Annotated in this window: 11 protein-coding genes; 7 read left to right on the top strand and 4 right to left on the bottom strand. The window is 74.3% G+C overall.

Annotated features, from left to right (window positions below):
- Positions 1 to 13: 13 nt before the first annotated feature.
- Positions 14 to 3412 carry an error-prone DNA polymerase gene (locus ACFYOS_RS09750; protein ID WP_387137735.1) on the top strand — a complete coding sequence of 1133 codons (3399 nt, stop codon included), beginning with the start codon at positions 14 to 16 and terminating at the stop codon, positions 3410 to 3412.
- A 55-nt stretch (positions 3413 to 3467) separates the two neighbouring features.
- On the opposite strand, the gene ACFYOS_RS09745 is transcribed toward ACFYOS_RS09750, so the two are convergent.
- Positions 3468 to 4187: a sulfite exporter TauE/SafE family protein gene (locus tag ACFYOS_RS09745; protein WP_387137734.1), complete on the bottom strand. Its 720-nt coding sequence runs from the start codon at positions 4185 to 4187 to the stop codon at positions 3468 to 3470.
- A gap of 182 nt (positions 4188 to 4369) precedes the next feature.
- On the opposite strand from ACFYOS_RS09745, the gene ACFYOS_RS09740 reads away from it, so the two are divergent.
- From ACFYOS_RS09740 to ACFYOS_RS09720, 5 genes are all read left to right on the top strand, one after another.
- A complete protein-coding gene (locus ACFYOS_RS09740; protein ID WP_387137731.1) occupies positions 4370 to 4546 on the top strand; it encodes a hypothetical protein in 177 nt (58 codons plus the stop codon).
- A gap of 14 nt (positions 4547 to 4560) precedes the next feature.
- The gene (locus ACFYOS_RS09735) at positions 4561 to 5310 is read left to right on the top strand and encodes a methyltransferase domain-containing protein (protein ID WP_387137728.1); all 750 of its coding nucleotides are present in this window, start codon (positions 4561 to 4563) and stop codon (positions 5308 to 5310) included.
- Positions 5307 to 6470 carry an alkaline phosphatase family protein gene (locus ACFYOS_RS09730; protein WP_387137725.1) on the top strand — a complete coding sequence of 388 codons (1164 nt, stop codon included), beginning with the start codon at positions 5307 to 5309 and terminating at the stop codon, positions 6468 to 6470. Before ACFYOS_RS09735 ends, ACFYOS_RS09730 begins: the two co-directional genes overlap by 4 nt.
- 38 nt (positions 6471 to 6508) lie before the next feature.
- On the top strand, positions 6509 to 7768 hold the full coding sequence (locus ACFYOS_RS09725) for a DNA polymerase IV (protein WP_387137723.1): 1260 nt from the start codon (positions 6509 to 6511) through the stop codon (positions 7766 to 7768).
- A gap of 115 nt (positions 7769 to 7883) precedes the next feature.
- A complete protein-coding gene (locus ACFYOS_RS09720) occupies positions 7884 to 8276 on the top strand; it encodes a DUF3040 domain-containing protein (protein ID WP_387137720.1) in 393 nt (130 codons plus the stop codon).
- A gap of 216 nt (positions 8277 to 8492) precedes the next feature.
- Here ACFYOS_RS09720 and ACFYOS_RS09715 read toward each other — a convergent pair whose 3' ends face one another.
- From ACFYOS_RS09715 to ACFYOS_RS09705, 3 genes are read right to left on the bottom strand one after another with little or no spacing between them, the layout of a single operon-like run.
- The gene (locus ACFYOS_RS09715; protein WP_387137717.1) at positions 8493 to 10955 is read right to left on the bottom strand and encodes a DUF3488 and DUF4129 domain-containing transglutaminase family protein; all 2463 of its coding nucleotides are present in this window, start codon (positions 10953 to 10955) and stop codon (positions 8493 to 8495) included.
- A 16-nt stretch (positions 10956 to 10971) separates the two neighbouring features.
- Complete coding sequence (locus tag ACFYOS_RS09710; protein WP_387137714.1) at positions 10972 to 12270, bottom strand: DUF58 domain-containing protein; 1299 nt, start codon at positions 12268 to 12270, stop codon at positions 10972 to 10974.
- Position 12271: 1 nt separating this feature from the next.
- Positions 12272 to 13324 (bottom strand): AAA family ATPase, encoded by a 1053-nt coding sequence (locus ACFYOS_RS09705; protein ID WP_387137710.1) that lies wholly within the window; start codon positions 13322 to 13324, stop codon positions 12272 to 12274.
- Positions 13325 to 13717: 393 nt separating this feature from the next.
- Between ACFYOS_RS09705 and leuS the strand changes: the two genes are divergently transcribed.
- On the top strand, positions 13718 to 16582 hold the full coding sequence (gene leuS, locus ACFYOS_RS09700; protein ID WP_387137707.1) for a leucine--tRNA ligase: 2865 nt from the start codon (positions 13718 to 13720) through the stop codon (positions 16580 to 16582).
- The last annotated feature ends 55 nt before the right edge of the window (positions 16583 to 16637 follow it).

Below are 16637 nucleotides of genomic sequence, written 5' to 3'. Positions count from 1 at the left end.
GAGGGGCGGGCCGGTGAGCTTCCACAACCCCAACATGCCCTGGTCGGAGCTGGAACAGGTGCTCTCCGGCCGGCCCGGCGGCGGGCGGGGCGGCAGGGGACGGTCCCGCGACGGTCGCGGGCCCCGGGGCGAGCGGCACCTGCACGTGGTGGACCCCCTGGCGGTCGACGCCGACGGCGGCGACTCCCCGGCGTGGAGCCGCAAGCGGCAGCAGTACGAGCCGCCGGAGCTGCCCCGGCCGGACGGCACCGTGCCCTACGCGGAGCTGCACGCGCACTCCAACTTCAGCTTCCTCGACGGCGCCAGCCACCCTGAGGAACTGGCCGAGGAGGCCGCCCGGCTGGGGCTCACCGCGCTCGCCGTCACCGACCACGACGGCTTCTACGGCGTGGTGCGCTTCGCCGAGGCGGCCCGCGCGCTGCACCTGCCGACCGTCTTCGGCGCGGAGCTCTCCCTCGGGCTGCCCGGCCCGCAGAACGGCGAGCCCGACCCGCTCGGCCGGCACCTGCTGGTGCTCGCCCACGGTCACGAGGGGTACGCCCGACTCGCCGCCACCATCTCCCGGGCCCAGCTGCGCGGCGGCGAGAAGGGCCGCCCGGTCTACGGCGAGCTGGAGGAGGTCGCCGCCGAGCTGCGCGACCACGTGCTGGTGCTCACCGGCTGCCGCAAGGGCCACGTGCCCGCCGCCCTGCTCACCGAGGGCGTCGACGCCGCCGCCCGGGAGCTGGACCGGCTCACCGCGCTCTTCGGCGCCGAGACGGTGGCGGTGGAGCTGACCGACCACGGCCACCCGGTCGACGCCGACCGCAACGACGCCTTGGCCGTGCTGGCCGACGCGGCGGGGCTGCCCACCGTGGCCAGCAACAACGTGCACTACGCCACCCCGGGCCGCCGCCGGCTGGCCACCACCCTGGCCGCGGTCCGGGCCCGGCGCAGCCTGGACGAGATCGACGGCTGGCTGCCCGCCGCCGCCACCGCCCACCTGCGCAGCGGCGCGGAGATGGCGGCGCGGTTCGCCGCGTACCCGGGGGCGGTGGCCCGGGCCGCCGAGTTCGGCGCGGAACTCGCCTTCGACCTGCAACTCGTCGCGCCGAAGCTGCCGGCGTACCCGGTGCCGCCCGGGCACACCGAGATGAGCTGGCTGCGCAAGCTGACCATGGACGGCGCCCGGGAGCGCTACGGCCCGCCCGAGGCGCACCCCGAGGCGTACGCGCAGCTGGAGCACGAGCTGCGGATGATCGACGACCTCGGCTTCCCCGGCTACTTCCTGGTGGTCTACGACATCGTCAACTTCTGCCGGGAGCAGGACATCTACTGCCAGGGCCGGGGCTCCGCGGCCAACTCGGCGGTCTGCTACGCGCTGCGGATCACCAACGTGGACGCGGTCCGGCACCGGCTGCTCTTCGAGCGTTTCCTCGCCCCGGAACGCGACGGCCCACCCGACATCGACGTGGACATCGAGTCCGACCGCCGGGAGGAGGTGATCCAGCACGTCTACGCCCGGTACGGCCGGGAGCACACCGCCCAGGTCGCCAACGTCATCTCGTACCGGCCCCGGTCGGCGGTGCGGGACGTGGCCAAGGCGTTCGGCTTCTCGCCCGGGCAGCAGGACGCCTGGAGCAAGCAGATCGACCGCTGGGGCTCGGTCGCCTCGGTCGACGTCGAGGACATCCCCGAGCAGGTGGTGGCGTACGCCAACGAGCTGCAGACGTTCCCCCGGCACCTGGGCATCCACTCCGGCGGCATGGTGATCTGCGACCGGCCGGTGATCGAGGTCTGCCCGGTCGAGTGGGGGCGGATGCCCGGCCGCAGCGTGCTCCAGTGGGACAAGGACGACTGCGCCGCCGTCGGGCTGGTCAAGTTCGACCTGCTCGGCCTCGGCATGCTCTCCGCCCTGCACTACGGCTACGACATGATCGGGTCCAGGCTCGACCTGGGCGACATGACCCTGGACGACCCCGAGGTCTACGACATGCTCTGCCGGGCCGACTCGGTCGGGGTGTTCCAGGTGGAGAGCCGCGCCCAGATGGCCACCCTGCCCCGGCTCAAGCCCCGGCAGTTCTATGACCTGGTGGTGGAGGTGGCGCTGATCCGGCCCGGCCCGATCCAGGGCGGCTCGGTGCACCCGTACATCCGGCGCAAGAACGGCCAGGAGCCGGTGACGTACCCGCACCCGTTGATGCGCAACGCGCTGGAGAAGACCCTCGGCGTGCCGCTGTTCCAGGAACAGCTCATGCAGCTTGCCATCGACCTGGCCGGGTTCGACGCGGCCGAGGCCGACCAGCTGCGCCGGGCGATGGGGGCGAAGCGCTCGGTGGAGCGGATGGCGCAGATCGCCGACCGGCTGTACGCCGGGATGGCCGAGCGAGGCATCACGGGGGAGCTGGCCGACGACGTCTACCGCAAGCTCACCGCCTTCGCCAGCTACGGCTTCCCGGAGAGCCACGCGATGAGCTTCGCCTACCTGGTGTACGCCAGTTCCTGGCTCAAGCGCTACCACCCGGGCCCGTTCCTGGCCGCCCTGCTCAACGCCCAGCCGATGGGCTTCTACTCGCCGCAGACCCTGGTCGACGACGCCCGCCGGCACGGCGTCGAGGTACGCCGGCCGGACATCAACGCCAGCGGCGCCAAGGCGGTGCTGGAGTCCACCGGCCAGACCCGGTGGGGGAGCCAGCCGGGCGAGCCGCCGCACGCCTGGGGGCTGGGCGGTCCGGCGGTCCGGCTCGGGCTGGGCGGCGTACGCACCCTCGGCGACGACGTGGCCGAGCGGATCGAGGCGGAGCGGACGGCCAACGGGCCGTACCGCGACATGCCGGACCTGGCCCGGCGGGTCGGCCTGACCGCCGCGCAGCTGGAGGCGCTGGCCACCGCGGACGCCTTCGCCTGTTTCGGGCTGACCCGGCGGCAGGCCCTCTGGGCCGCCGGCGCGGCGGCCCAGGACCGGCCGGGCCGGCTGCCCGGCACGGTGACCGGCGCGGCCCCGCCCACCCTGCCCGGGATGGAGGCGGTGGACCGGCTGGTCGCCGACGTCTGGGCCACCGGCCTGTCCCCGGAGAGCCACCCGGCCCGGTTCATCCGCGACCGGCTGGACGCCCTGGGCGCGGTGCCGATCGCCCGGCTCGGCCGGGTGGAGCCCGGGCAGCGGATCCGGGTCGGCGGGATCGTCACCCACCGGCAGCGGCCGGCGACCGCGGGCGGGGTGACCTTCCTCAACCTGGAGGACGAGACCGGGATGCTCAACGTCACCTGCTCGCCGGGGCTCTGGCAGCGCTACCGGCGGGTGGCCCGGACCAGCGCCGCCCTGGTGGTGCGGGGGCGGTTGCAGCGGCACGAGGGGGTCACCAGCCTCACCGCCGACCGGCTCGACGCGATCGACCCGCCGGTCACCCCGGCCTCCCGTGACTTCCGCTGACCGCGCCCGGGGCGGCCGCGTACCCCGGCGCCGGCGGGCGCCCGGGGGAGCGCAGCTAGCCGGCCAGGCTGGCCAGCGCCGCACCGGCGCTGCCGAGCAGCCCGACCAGCACGATCCGCCGGAACATCACCGGGTCGATCCGGTGGAACAGCAGGTTGCCCAGCCACCAGCCCAGCGGTACGGCGGGGAGCGCGACCAGCGCCGTCCGCACCACGTCGGCGTGCACCTGGCCGGTCGCGGCGAACCCGGCCAGTCCCATCACGCCGGTGCCGGCGAAGGTCGCGGCGATGGTGGCCCGGAAGGTACGCGGGTCGTAGCCGAGCGAATGGAAGGCGGCGACCAGCGGCGGCCCGTTGGTGCCGGTGGCGGCGGTGAGCACGCCCACGAGCACGCCGACGACCCCGAGCCCGACCCGGCCGGTACGGATCCGGGCGCCGGACCAGACCAGGGCGACGCAGCCGAGCACCATCACCGCGATCAGCCCGCGGAGCAGCCGTTCCGGCGCGTGCGCGAGCACCAGCAGGCCGACCGGCAGCCCGAGCAGCGCGCTCCCGGTGAGCGCCAGCGCCACCCGCCAGCGCGCATACCCGCGCTCGCGCACGGCCGCGATCAGGGTCAGCCCGATGCCGGTCAGCGCGGAGACCACGACGGCGCTGCGCGGCTCCAGCACGGCGGCGAGCAGCGGGACGGTCACCAACGCGTAGCCGAAGCCGCTGACCGCCTGCGCGACGGCGCCGAGCAGCACGATGCCGAAGGCGGTGAGTAGGACGACCACCAGGTCAGCCTGATCCGGCCGACGGCGGACCGGCAACAGGTCCCCGTCCCGGAGACCTTCGCCACACCCGGCCCGGGAACGGGCATCCCCTCGGCCACATCCGCGTTTCATGGACCGACGGCCGGAGAGAACGGCCCGCCGACGTGGGCAGGGTGGCCCACGTAGGAAGAAGGTGGAGAACGATGACGGGGAGCAACACCCACCGCGGCGTCGCCAACGCCCGCCGGACCCGACTCGGGGCGGACTGGGTCCCGGCGCACGACACCGAGGTGCACGAGTACCCGGTGACCGACGGGCCGGTGGCCAACCCCCGCCGCTCCCACGCCGAGCAGGACCCGGCCGGAGGCGGCGAGTCCTGACCCCGCTGGCGCGGGTGACTAGGCTCGGCGGGGTGGAGCAGACCCGAACCCTGACCCCCCGTACCGCCGTGCTCTGGGCGGTGCTCCGGGCCGAGCTGGACCGGCGGGCCGGCGAACAGCTCACCGTGCTCGACGTCGGCGGCGGGACCGGCGGCTTCGCCGTTCCGCTCGCCGAGGCCGGCCACCGGGTCACCGTGGTCGACGCCAGCCCCGATGCGCTCGCCGCGCTGACCCGCCGGGCCGCCGAGGCCGGGGTCGCCGATCGGGTACGCGCGATGCAGGGCGACGGCGACGCGCTCGCCGGGCTCGTCGAGCCGGCCACCGCTGACCTGGTCCTCTGCCACTCCGTCCTCGAGGTCGTCGACGACCCGGCCCCGGTGGTCGACGCCCTGGTCGCCGCGCTGCGCCCCGGCGGCGCGGCCAGCGTCCTGGTCGCCGGACGGGCCGCCGCCGTGCTGGCCCGGGCGATGAACGGGCACCTGGACGTCGCCGCCGCGCTGGCCGCTGACCCGGTCGGCACCGCCGGCCCCCGGGACACCCTGCGCCGGCGCTACGACGCCGAGGGCGCCGCCGCCCTGCTCACCGCCGCCGGGCTCATCGTCGAGGAGATCCACGGGGTACGCGTCCTGGCCGACCTGCTCCCCGCCGCCGTGGCGGACGGTCAGCCGGCCGCCCTGGTCGAGCTGGAACGGGCCCTGGCCGCCCGGCCGCCGTACCGGGACCTCGCCGCCCAGCTGCACCTGTTCGCGCGCCGCCCGGCATGACCGGCCCGGCGGTGGATCCGCTCGATCCGGTCGCGCCCCGCTACGGCGGCGGCAGCCTCGCCGACGTCCTGCCCACCGCGTGCGCGGTGCTCGGCGTGCCCGGCGCGGCCGACCTGCTCGGCCTGCACCCCCGGCTGGCCGGGGTACGCCGGATCGCCGTGCTGCTGGTCGACGGGCTCGGCTGGTACCAAATCCCCACCGCCGCCCCGTACGCCCCGACGCTGGCCGGCCTGGCCGCCACGGTGGGTGCCCCGCTCACCTCCGGGTTCCCGTCGACCACCCCGACCAGCCTGGTCAGCCTCGGCACCGGCACCCCGTCCGGCGCGCACGGGGTGCTCGGCTTCAAGGTGCGGGTCCCCGACACCGACCGGGTGCTCAGCCACATCGAGTGGGCCGGCGACCCGGAGCCGCTGCGCTGGCAGCCGGTCGCGACCTGGTACGAGCGGGCCCGCGCCGCCGGGGTCGCGGTGACCGTGGTCAGCCGCCCCGAGTACGCCGGCAGCGGCCTCACCGTCGCCGCGAACCGGGGCGGCGACTACCGGGGCGCCTCCGACGCCGACGCGCTCGCCACCCGGATGCTCGCCGCCCTCGCGGCCGGCACCGGGCCGACCCTGGTCTCCGGCTACCACCCCGACCTGGACCGGCACGGTCACCTCAGCGGCGTCGACTCGACCCCGTGGCGGCTCGCCGCCGCCGACGTCGACCGGCTGCTCGCCCGGCTGGTCGACGGGCTGCCCCCGGATGCCGCGCTGCTGGTCACCGCCGACCATGGCCAGCTCAACGTGCCCGACGCGCACCGGATCGACCTGGACACCGATCCCCGGCTGCGCGTCGGTGTCCGGGTGGTCGCCGGCGAGCCCCGGATCCGCTACCTGCACGTCGAGCCCGGCGCCGCCGCCGACGTGGTGGCCGCCTGGTCGGCGGTGCTCGGCGCCGCGGCCTGGGTGACGACCCGGGACGAGGCGGTGGCCACCGGCTGGTTCGGGCCGGTGCCCGAGGAGCACCTGGCCCGGATCGGCGACGTGGTGGTGGCGTGCCGGGGCACGTACGCCGTGGTCGCCACCCGGTCGGAGAAGCCGATGGAGTCCCGGCTGGTGGCGTACCACGGGTCGGACACCGCGGCCGAGATGACCATCCCGCTGCTGGTGCTGCGGGGCTGACCGGCCGGGTTGTCGGACCTGGCGGCTAGCCTGCAAGGATGGGCCGCAGCCAGTCGTTGCCCCGGGGCGGTGATCCGCGCTTCGGGCCGGACGCCGACGACACCGGCTGTTCGATCCTGCACGTCGACATGGACGCCTTTTTCGCCTCGGTGGAGGTGCGCCGCCGCCCCGAGCTGCGCGGCCGGCCGGTTGTGGTGGGCGGGATCGGGCCGCGTGGGGTGGTCAGTTCGGCCAGCTACGAGGCCCGCCGGTACGGCGTCCGCAGTGCCATGCCCACCGCCCGGGCCCGGGCGCTCTGCCCCGACGCCGTCTACCTCCCGCCGGACTTCGCGCAATACTCGGCGGCCTCCCGGGCGGTGATGCGGATCTTCCGCGACGTCACGCCGCTGGTCGAGCCGCTCTCCCTGGACGAGGCGTTCCTCGACGTGGCCGGCGCCCGCCGGCTCTTCGGCCCGCCCGCCCGGATCGCCCGGCTGATCCGCCGCCGGGTCGCCGACGAGCAGGGCCTGACCTGCTCGGTCGGGGTGGCGTCGAGCAAGTTCGTGGCCAAGCTGGGCTCCACCCGGGCCAAGCCGGACGGCCTGCTCGTGGTGCCCGCCACCCGGGTGCTCGACTTCCTGCACCCGCTGCCGGTGGGGGCGCTGTGGGGAGTGGGGGAGCGCTCCGCCGAGGCGCTGCGCCGGCTCGGCCTGAACACCGTCGGTGACCTGGCCGAGGCGCCGCTCGGCCTGCTGCGCCGGGCGGTCGGCGAGGCGTCCGCGACCCACCTGCACGAGCTGGCCTGGGGGCGGGACCCGCGTCGGGTCTCCCCGGAGCACGTGGAGAAGTCGATCGGCGCGGAGGTGACCTTCGACGTCGACGTGATCGACCCGACGGAGATCCGCCGCGCCCTGCTGGCCCTCGCCGAGAAGGCCGGCGCCCGGCTGCGCGCGGCCGGGCAGGTCGGGCGGACGGTGTCGCTCAAGGTCCGGCTGGCCGACTTCCGCACCGTCAGCCGCTCCCGCACCCTCACCGTGCCCACCGACACCGCCCGGGAGATGTTCGACACGGCCTGGGCGCTCTGGACCGCCCTGGCTCCCGGTGAGCCGGTCCGTCTGGTCGGCGTACGGATGGAGGGGCTGGCCGCCGCGGCGGAGACGCCACAGCAGCTCACCCTCGGCGCCCCCGAGCGCGGCTGGCGGGAGGCGGAGGCGGCGGCGGACGCGGCGGCCGCCCGATTCGGGCGGTCCGTCATAGGTCCGGCCAGTCTTCTCGGGCCGCGTGATCCACGACGAGTTGAAAAACCGACCCGGCCGTAGGTCGTCCCGCTTTCCGACGCGCGAGCCCCCTCGTAGACTTGCGGGTAAGCAGCCGGTTGGCTGCCACGGTCTGTCGGCCCGTCCGGGTCGACCCACCTGACCGGGGAGGAGTGCCGTGCCGCTCTCGGAGCACGAGCAGCGGCTGTTCGAGCAGATCGAGCGGTCGCTTGCCGAGGACCCCAAGTTCGCCTCGGCCGTGCGCGCCAGCGACCCGCGTTTCCACGCGCGGCGTCGCGTGCTCGTCGCTGCCGGCGTGGTCATCGTTGGCCTGGCCCTGCTGATCTACGGGGCCGTGATCAATGTTCCCGCGGTGGCCGTGGCGGGCTTCGTCGTCATGCTGGTCTCGTTGGGCTACGCGGTGCAGTCGCACCGCCGGTCCCAGTCGCCCGACCTGCACGTGGTGGGCGGCACGACCAGCCGTCGTCCCCGCGGCCGGGCCGGCCGGCGGGGTTCGTTCCTCGACCGCATGGAGGACCGTTGGCGGCAGCGCCCGGAGGGGCACCGCTGACCACGCCCCCTCGCTGGGGACCGCGCCACGACGTGACGCCGTGACCTCCGGCGACCGTAGTCGCACCCTCGCGCCCTGAACTCCTCGGAACATCACGTTCTCCGCCGGGCCTGGTGGCCCGAAGACCACCGCTTCCCGCGGCCGGCGCCGCGCCGGCGACCGCCCGGTCGGGCCTGTTCCGCCAGCGGGGGAGCGCCGGCGGAACAGGCCCGACCGTCAGCGGGCCGGCCGGCCCGCCAGGAAGCGACGCGGGTCCCAGCGCAGCAGCCGGTTCCGCACCTGCCCGGTGGTGGTGACCAGCCGGGTCGAGCGGTCCGACAGCGCGGTACGCCAGCGCAGCAGCACCGACGGCGGCAGCAGAGCCGCCATGATCCGGGTACGCCGGTCGGCCCGGGTGGCGAGCGCGCCGCGCACCGACCGCAGGGCCGGGTGCAGCGCCTCGCCGGTGAGCGGGTCGCGGGCGTACCGGGCCCGCTCCTCGGCCCGCCCGAGCAGCCGGACCGCGGTCACCGCCCCGGCGTCCGCGCTGACGGTCTCCCGGACCAGCCGCTCGGCGGTGGCCCGGGGCGTCTCCGTCTGGTCCACCCGCACCTGGTAGTCGACCAGCGTGTCGAGCAGCTCGTCCCAGGCGGCGTGGGCGTCCGCCCGGGCCCGCTCGGCGTCCACCCCGACCGTGAGGTCGCGGACCGCGCCCCGGGGACCGGGGATGGCGGCCGGCGTGATGGCCGCCGGCGCGACGGCCCGGACCCGCCGGCGACGGCGTAGCGCCGAGCGGCGCAGCGCCGGCAGCGCCAGCAGCACGAGCAGGGCCAGCACGCCGGCCGTCCACCACAGCCAGACCGGGCTCTGCCGGGTCGGGCCGCCGTCCCCGACGTTGAGGCCCTGGTCGGCGTCCTTGTCCAGCCGGTCCGGGTCGTTCGGGCCGGCGGAGGGGTCAACCCCGCCGGGAGCGACGGTGCTCCCCGGCTCCGGGGTGGCGTCCTCGGGGGCGTCGGTGTCCGGGGCCCAGGCCGACCGGACCGACCCCTGGATGCTCGCCGCCGGGGTGGCGTCGAACGGCACCCAGCCGATCCCGCCGAAGTAGACCTCCGTCCAGGCGTGCAGGTTCCGATTGGTCAGCACGTACCTGCCACCCTCGGAGTTGCTGCCGTTGGTGAAGCCGATCGCCACCCGGGCCGGGATGTTGGCGGCCCGGACCAGCCAGGCCATCGCCGCCGCGTACTGCTGGCAGTAGCCGACCTTGGTGGCGAGGAAGTCGGTGATGTCGTCCCCGCTGGTGCCACCCCTGGTGGAGAGCGAGTAGGTGAAGCCGTTCTCCACCGAGAAGTAGTCGTAGATCGCCCGGACCTTGTCGTAGTCGTTCTGCTTGCCCTTGGTGAGCTGGTCGACCAGCTTGTCGACCGCCCGGACCGACGGCGTGACGGTCTGCTGGCGCAGCACCGGGTCGTCGGCCCGCAGCGACGGCGCCGCGCGCAGCGCCGACGGGCTGTACGTCGAGCGGACGTAGTCGAACGCGTACCGCTTGCCCCGGGCGTTCTCCTGGTTGGAGAAGACGATCTGCTGGTTCGGGTCGTAGAGCCAGTTCCGGCTGAGGTCCTCGGTCTTCACCGGCTCGGCGTAGACCGGCAGCAGCGGCATGTTCAGGTTCTTCGTCACCTCGACGCTGGCCCGGTAGCGCCGCTGGTCGACGCCCTGCTCGCCACGCCTCGTCGGGTCGGGCAGGCTCCGGGTCACCGGCCGCCCGGAGGGGACGCGGGCCTGGAAGCCGTCCGGGCGCAGCTCGTCGACCACCCCCAGGCGCAGGTAGAACGGGGCCGGCTCGTTGGTGGTGACCTTGACCAGCTCGAACACCTCGGACTGGTTGAGCTGGCCGCTGAGCGCGGCGAACAGGTCGATCCGGCCCGGCTTGCCGCCCTGCCCGGGCCGGCCGGTGCCGTCGCCGGTGCCGTTGGCCACGGTGTTCATCAGCCCGCCGGTCATCCCGGGCACGACCAGCGGCACGGCGACCGCGAGGGCCACCCCGACCACGGCCAGCCGGCGGCCCGCCGCGGCCAGCGGCGATGCCTCCCAGACGTCGACGTCCCGGCCTTCGCCGGTGAACCGGCGCCCGAACCGGCGTACCCGGTCGACGTTGTCGGTGACCAGCAGCCACAGGTAGCCGCAGGCGCCCACCACGAACGGGGTGGCCGGGACGCTGTCCACGTAGACCGCCACCGGCACCGAGTAGATCGCCAGCATCGGCAGCCCGGCCAGCGCCGGCCGGCGCAGCCCGACGGCCAGCACGTCCACCACCACGGCCACGCCACCGACGCCGAGCACGGTGAGGAAGAGCAGCGAGTCGACGTCCGGGACCTCCACCCCGTACGTGCGCATGTCCTGCGCCGAGGCGCTGAACAGTTCGCCGAAGTGGACGAAGGTGCCCGGGGTGGGCACGAACGCGAGCAGCTCGGTACCGCCCGGGAAGATCCAGGTCAGCCCGAGCGTGAGGCCGGCGAGCATGGCCAGGATCTGCCCCCACAGTGGGAAGCGGGCCAGCCGGCTCAGCGCGGCGGCGCCGGCCACCACGGCGACCGCGATGGCCGCCTGGATCAGCCACGTCCAGCGCTCGAAGATCGCCGACAGCGGCGCCGCGGCCAGCAGGGTCGCCGCCGCGGCTACGAAGCCGAGGTTGCGGGTCACGGGTCCACCTCTCCGTTCATCGCACGCCGCCGGCCACCGTCTCGGCGAGGGCGGCCCGCAGCGCGAAGCCCTGCGAGCCGCGAGCCGCCTGCGGCCAGAGCACCGGCAGCCGGCTGCCGTGCGCCACGCCGATCACCCGCCACCCGCTCTGCAGCAGGGTGAGCGCGGCGGTGCCGTGCGCCTGCTCCGCCTCGGCCCGGGCCTTGGCCGGCAGGTTGAGCCAGGTGGTGCTGTCGAGCAGGAAGCCGACGCAGGTGGCACCGTTGCCACGCAGGGTGGCCAGCAGCTCCGCCTCGGCGGTGCCCAGCGTGCCGAACAGCGCGATGATCAGGCCGCCGTCGGCCCGCTGCCGGACCTGCTGCACCAAAGTGGTGATCTCGCCGCGTTTGTCGAGGCGTACCTCGGCGAGGTGGTCGAGGAGCACGCCCTCGCCGCCCGCCTCGGAGGCGTCCACGTCCGCCCCGTTGCCGGTGACCAGGCGCAGCTTGTACCCGGCGTGGCGCAGGTGCACCGCGATGCTGGCAGCGGCGGAGACGGCCCACTCGAAGCTCGCCGTCGGGCCGTCGCCCCGGTGGCCGAAGGCACGGGTGTCCAGGACGACCGTGGCCCGGCTCTCCCAGGGCTGCTCCTCCCGGCGCACCATCAGCTCGCCGGTGCGGGCGGTCGACTTCCAGTGCACCCGGCGCAGGTCGTCGCCCATCCGGTACTCCCGGGTGGCGGCGTCGTCCTCGCCGTGCACCGCGACCGAGCGGGCCCGGCTGTCGCCGCTGCCGGCGTACTCGCCGGGGAGGCGGACCGAGGGCAGCGGCGTGACCTGCGGGATCACGGTGAGGTGGTCGGTGCTGGGGAAGGCCCGGCTGAGCTCGCAGAGCCCGAACGGGTCGGTCAGCCGGATCACCAGCGGCCCCACCTCGTACCGGCCGCGCACGTCGGCCCGGACCGTGTACGCCACCGAGCTGGCCTGGTGCGCGCCGAGGCGCTCCAGCACCACCCTCGGCCGGCTGCCCAGCGCGTACGGCAGTCGGTCCTCCAGCAGCAGCGTGCCGGTGGGCAGGCGGGACAGGTTCTGCAGCCGCAGCACCACCCGGGAGCTGGCCCCGACCGGCACCCGGTGCGGTTCGAGGGAGCGGTTGCAGGCCAGCTTGTAGCGGCTGCGCCCCACGTAGGCCGCCGCGAGCAGCGGCAGGATGGCGAGCAGGACGGCCACCCGGAGCAGGTCCTTCTCGCCGAGGATGCCGGCGGAGATCGCGGCGGCGACCGAGGCCGCCAGGAAGGAGCGGCCGCGGGTGGTCAGCCCGCGCAGCCCGTCGCGCACCTCACGGCCTCCGTGGTTCGTACGGCCCACGTCCCTTGCCCGGGGCGGGCCGGGTGTCGTACGGCGAGCGCTTCCGGTCGTGCGGCAGCGGCAGCCGGTGCACCAGCTCGGCGACGATCGCGTCGGTGGTGCGGCGGGCGAGCTGGGCGTCGGCGGTCGGGATGATCCGGTGCGCCAGCACCGGCACCGCGAGGGCCTGCAGGTCGTCCGGGAGGACGTAGTCCCGGCCCTCCAGGGCGGCCACCGCGCGGGCGGTGCGCAGCAGCTGGAGGGTGGCCCGCGGGGACGCGCCGAGCCGCAGGTCGGGGGCCTCGCGGGTGGCGGTGACCAGGTCGACCGCGTACTGCTTGATCGCGTCGGCGACGTGCACCTGCCGGACGTGGCCGATCAGCCGGCGGACGGTGGCCGCGTCGGAGACCGGGCGCAGCTCGGTCAGCGGGTCGGTGGCGCCGTGGCCGTCCAGCATGGCCAGCTCGGCGCCCGCGTCCGGGTAGCCCATCGCGATCCGGGCGGTGAACCGGTCGCGCTGCGCCTCGGGCAGCGGGTACGTCCCCTCCATCTCGATCGGGTTCTGCGTCGCGATCACCATGAACGGGGTCTGCAGCTGGTAGGTGATCCCGTCGACCGTGACCTGTCGCTCCTCCATGCACTCCAACAGCGCGGACTGGGTCTTCGGCGAGGCCCGGTTGATCTCGTCGCCGACCACCAGGTTGGCGAAGACGGCGCCGGGACGGAACTCGAAGTCGTGCGTCTCCTGGTTGTAGACGCTGACCCCGGTGACATCGCTGGGCAGCAGGTCGGGGGTGAACTGGATGCGGCGGACCGTGCAGTCGATCGACCGGGCCATCGCCTTGGCGAGTTTGGTCTTGCCGACGCCGGGCACGTCCTCGATGAGCAGGTGGCCCTCGGCGAGCAGGACGGCCAGGGCGAGCCGGACGGTGGCCGTCTTGCCCTCGATGACCTGCTCGATGTTGGCCACGATGGCCTCGCTCGCGGCGCGGAACTCGTCGTGCGGCAGCAGACCGCCCACCTCGTCCCAGGTCTGTTGTGTCACGGGCCTCCTCCTCGTCGCCTGGACGGCAGCGCTGAATAGAGCACCTGGACCCGCCGTTTGGTTCGCGACGTCGAGCCTCGTCTGCCGCAAAAATCTCACTGGTCTCTCAGGCTAACCATGTTTCTTGTTGCCGCCGACCCCCGCAGGCGGTCGGTCGGTTACGCCCGAAATATTCGCCGAACCGGGGGATCAATCCCGACCTGTGGTGCGGGCGAGGTGCTCGATGGGCAGGCGGGGTACACTGCCCGTCATGGCCGGAGTCTTCCTGCTTCTTACCGAGCCGTGCTGATGCGCTGAACGCGCGACAGCACGGCCGCCCCTCCTGTGCGAGGGGCTTTTTTGTGCCCGCAGCAGACCCGCCATATCCGACATGACCCGCGCCGAGGAGACGCCATGAGTGAGGCAGCCGCACCGGCGACCGACACCCCCCCGTTCCGGTACACCGCGGCCCTGGCCGCGGAGATCGAGCACCGCTGGCAGGACACCTGGGAGCGGGAGGGCACCTTCCACGCGCCGAACCCGACCGGCCCGCTGGCCGACCCGGGCCACCCTCGCGCGGGCGCCGAGAAGCTGTACGTGCTGGACATGTTCCCCTACCCGTCGGGCGCCGGCCTGCACGTCGGGCACCCGCTGGGCTACATCGGCACCGACTGCTTCGCCCGCTACCAGCGGATGGCCGGGCGCAACGTGTTGCACGCGATGGGCTTCGACGCGTTCGGCCTGCCCGCCGAGCAGTACGCGGTGCAGACGGGCACCCACCCCCGGACCACCACCGAGGCGAACATCGAGCGCTACAAGGCGCAGCTGCGCCGGCTGGGGCTGGCCCACGACGAGCGGCGCTCGGTGGCGACCATCGACACCGACTTCTACCGCTGGACCCAGTGGATCTTCCTGCAGATCTTCAACTCCTGGTACGACCCGGACGCGCAGAAGGCCCGCCCGATCGCCGAGCTGATCGCCGAGTTCGAGGGGGGCACCCGGCCCACCCCGGACGGCCGGCCCTGGGCCGAGCTGACCGTGGCCGAGCGGCGGAAGATCGTCGACGACCACCGGCTGGCATACGTCTCGGAGGCGCCGGTGAACTGGTGCCCGGGGCTGGGCACCGTGCTGGCCAACGAGGAGGTCACCGGGGACGGCCGCTCCGAGCGGGGCAACTTCCCGGTCTTCAAGCGGAACCTGAAGCAGTGGATGATGCGGATCACCGCGTACGGGGACCGGCTGCTGGACGACCTGGACACCCTGGACTGGCCCGAGCCGATCAAGCTGCAGCAGCGCAACTGGATCGGCCGGTCCACCGGGGCGCACATCGAGTTTCCGGCCTCGACCGCTGACTCCGGTTTTGCGGGCGAAGCCCGCATCAAGGTTTTCACCACCCGGCCGGACACCGTCTTCGGCGCCACCTACATGGTGCTGGCGCCCGAGCACGAGCTGGTCGACGTGCTGGTGCCGGCCGCCTGGCCGGAGGGGACGAAGGAAGCCTGGACCGGCGGGCACGCCAGCCCGCGGGCCGCCGTCGAGGCGTACCGGAAGGCCGCGGCGGCCAAGACGGATGTGGAGCGGCAGGCGGAGACCCGGGAGAAGTCCGGCGTCTTCGTCGGCGCGTACGCCACCAACCCGGTCACCGGCGGGCAGATCCCGATCTTCATCGCCGACTACGTGCTGGCCGGCTACGGCACCGGCGCGATCATGGCGGTGCCCGCCCAGGACGAGCGAGACTGGGACTTCGCCGAGGTCTTCGACCTGCCGATCGTGCGGACCGTGCAGCCGGCGGAGGGCTTCGCCGGCAAGGCGTGGACCGGGGACGGCCCGGCGATCAACAGCGCCGCGCCCGACCGCGGCGTGGACCTGAACGGCCTGGGCGTCGCCGACGCCAAGGCCCGGATCATCGAGTGGCTGGAGGCCAACGGGCACGGCGCCGGGGCGGTCACCTGGCGGCTGCGGGACTGGCTGTTCTCCCGGCAGCGCTACTGGGGCGAGCCGTTCCCGATCGTCTACGACTCCACCGGAGCCCCGATCGCGCTGCCCGAGTCGATGCTGCCGGTCGAGCTGCCCGAGGTGGACGACTTCTCGCCGAAGACGTTCGACCCGGAGGACGCGGACAGCAACCCGGAGACCCCGCTGTCCCGCCGGCGCGACTGGGTGGAGGTGGAGCTGGACCTGGGCGACGGGCCCAAGCGCTACACCCGGGAGACCAACGTGATGCCGCAGTGGGCCGGCTCCTGCTGGTACGAGCTGCGCTACCTGGACCCGACCAACCAGGAGCGGTTCGTCGACGCGGAGAACGAGCGGTACTGGATGGGGCCGCGCGGCGCGGGCGACTGCGGGGGCACCGACCTGTACGTCGGCGGCGCCGAGCACGCCGTGCTGCACCTGCTGTACGCCCGCTTCTGGCACAAGGTGCTGTACGACCTGGGCCACGTCTCGTCGTTCGAGCCGTTCCGCCGGCTGTTCAACCAGGGCTACATCCAGGCGTACGCCTACACCGACGCCCGGGGCGCCTACGTGCCGGCCGAGGAGGTCGTCGAGGTCGACGGCCGCTTCTTCCACGGCGAGGCCGAGGTGCGGCGCGAGTACGGCAAGATGGGCAAGTCCCTGAAGAACGTCGTCACCCCGGACGAGATGTGCGCGGCGTACGGCGCGGACACCTTCCGGGTGTACGAGATGTCGATGGGTCCGCTGGAGGTGTCCCGCCCGTGGGAGACCCGGGCGGTCGTCGGCTCGTACCGGTTCCTGCAGCGGGTCTGGCGCGCGGTCGTCGACGAGCAGACCGGTGACCCGCGGGTCACCGACGTGCCGGCCGACGAGGAGACCCGGCGGCTGCTGCACAAGGTGATCGACGGGGTTCGCGGCGACATGGACGCGATCCGGTTCAACACCGCCATCGCCAAGCTGATCGAGCTGACCAACGGGCTGACCCGGCTGTCGGCCACCCCGCGTGAGGTGGCCGAGCCGCTGGTGCTGATGCTGGCGCCGTTCGCCCCGCACGTCGCCGAGGAGCTGTGGCGGCGGCTGGGCCACGACACCTCGCTGACCTACGCGGACTTCCCGACCGCCGACCCGGCGCTGCTGGTCGCCGAGACGGTGACCTACCCGGTGCAGGTCAACGGCAAGGTCCGCGGCCGGATCGAGGTGGCCGCCGACGCGTCCGAGGAGGACGTCCGGGCGGCCGCGCTGGACGCGGTGGCCGGCTCGCTGGGCGGCAAGGAGCCCCGCAAGGTCATCGTGGTGAAGGGCCGGATGGTCTCGGTCGTCGCCTGACCCTTGCCCGTACCGCCGCAGGCGCGTCCCGTGCTCGGGGCGCGCCTGCGGCGTA

Origin of the sequence: Micromonospora sp. NPDC005806 (assembly GCF_042871425.1) — a bacterium.
GTDB lineage: Bacteria > Actinomycetota > Actinomycetes > Mycobacteriales > Micromonosporaceae > Micromonospora.
Note: the sequence above shows the minus strand (reverse complement) of the source record. Positions and strands in the feature narration are given on the sequence as shown.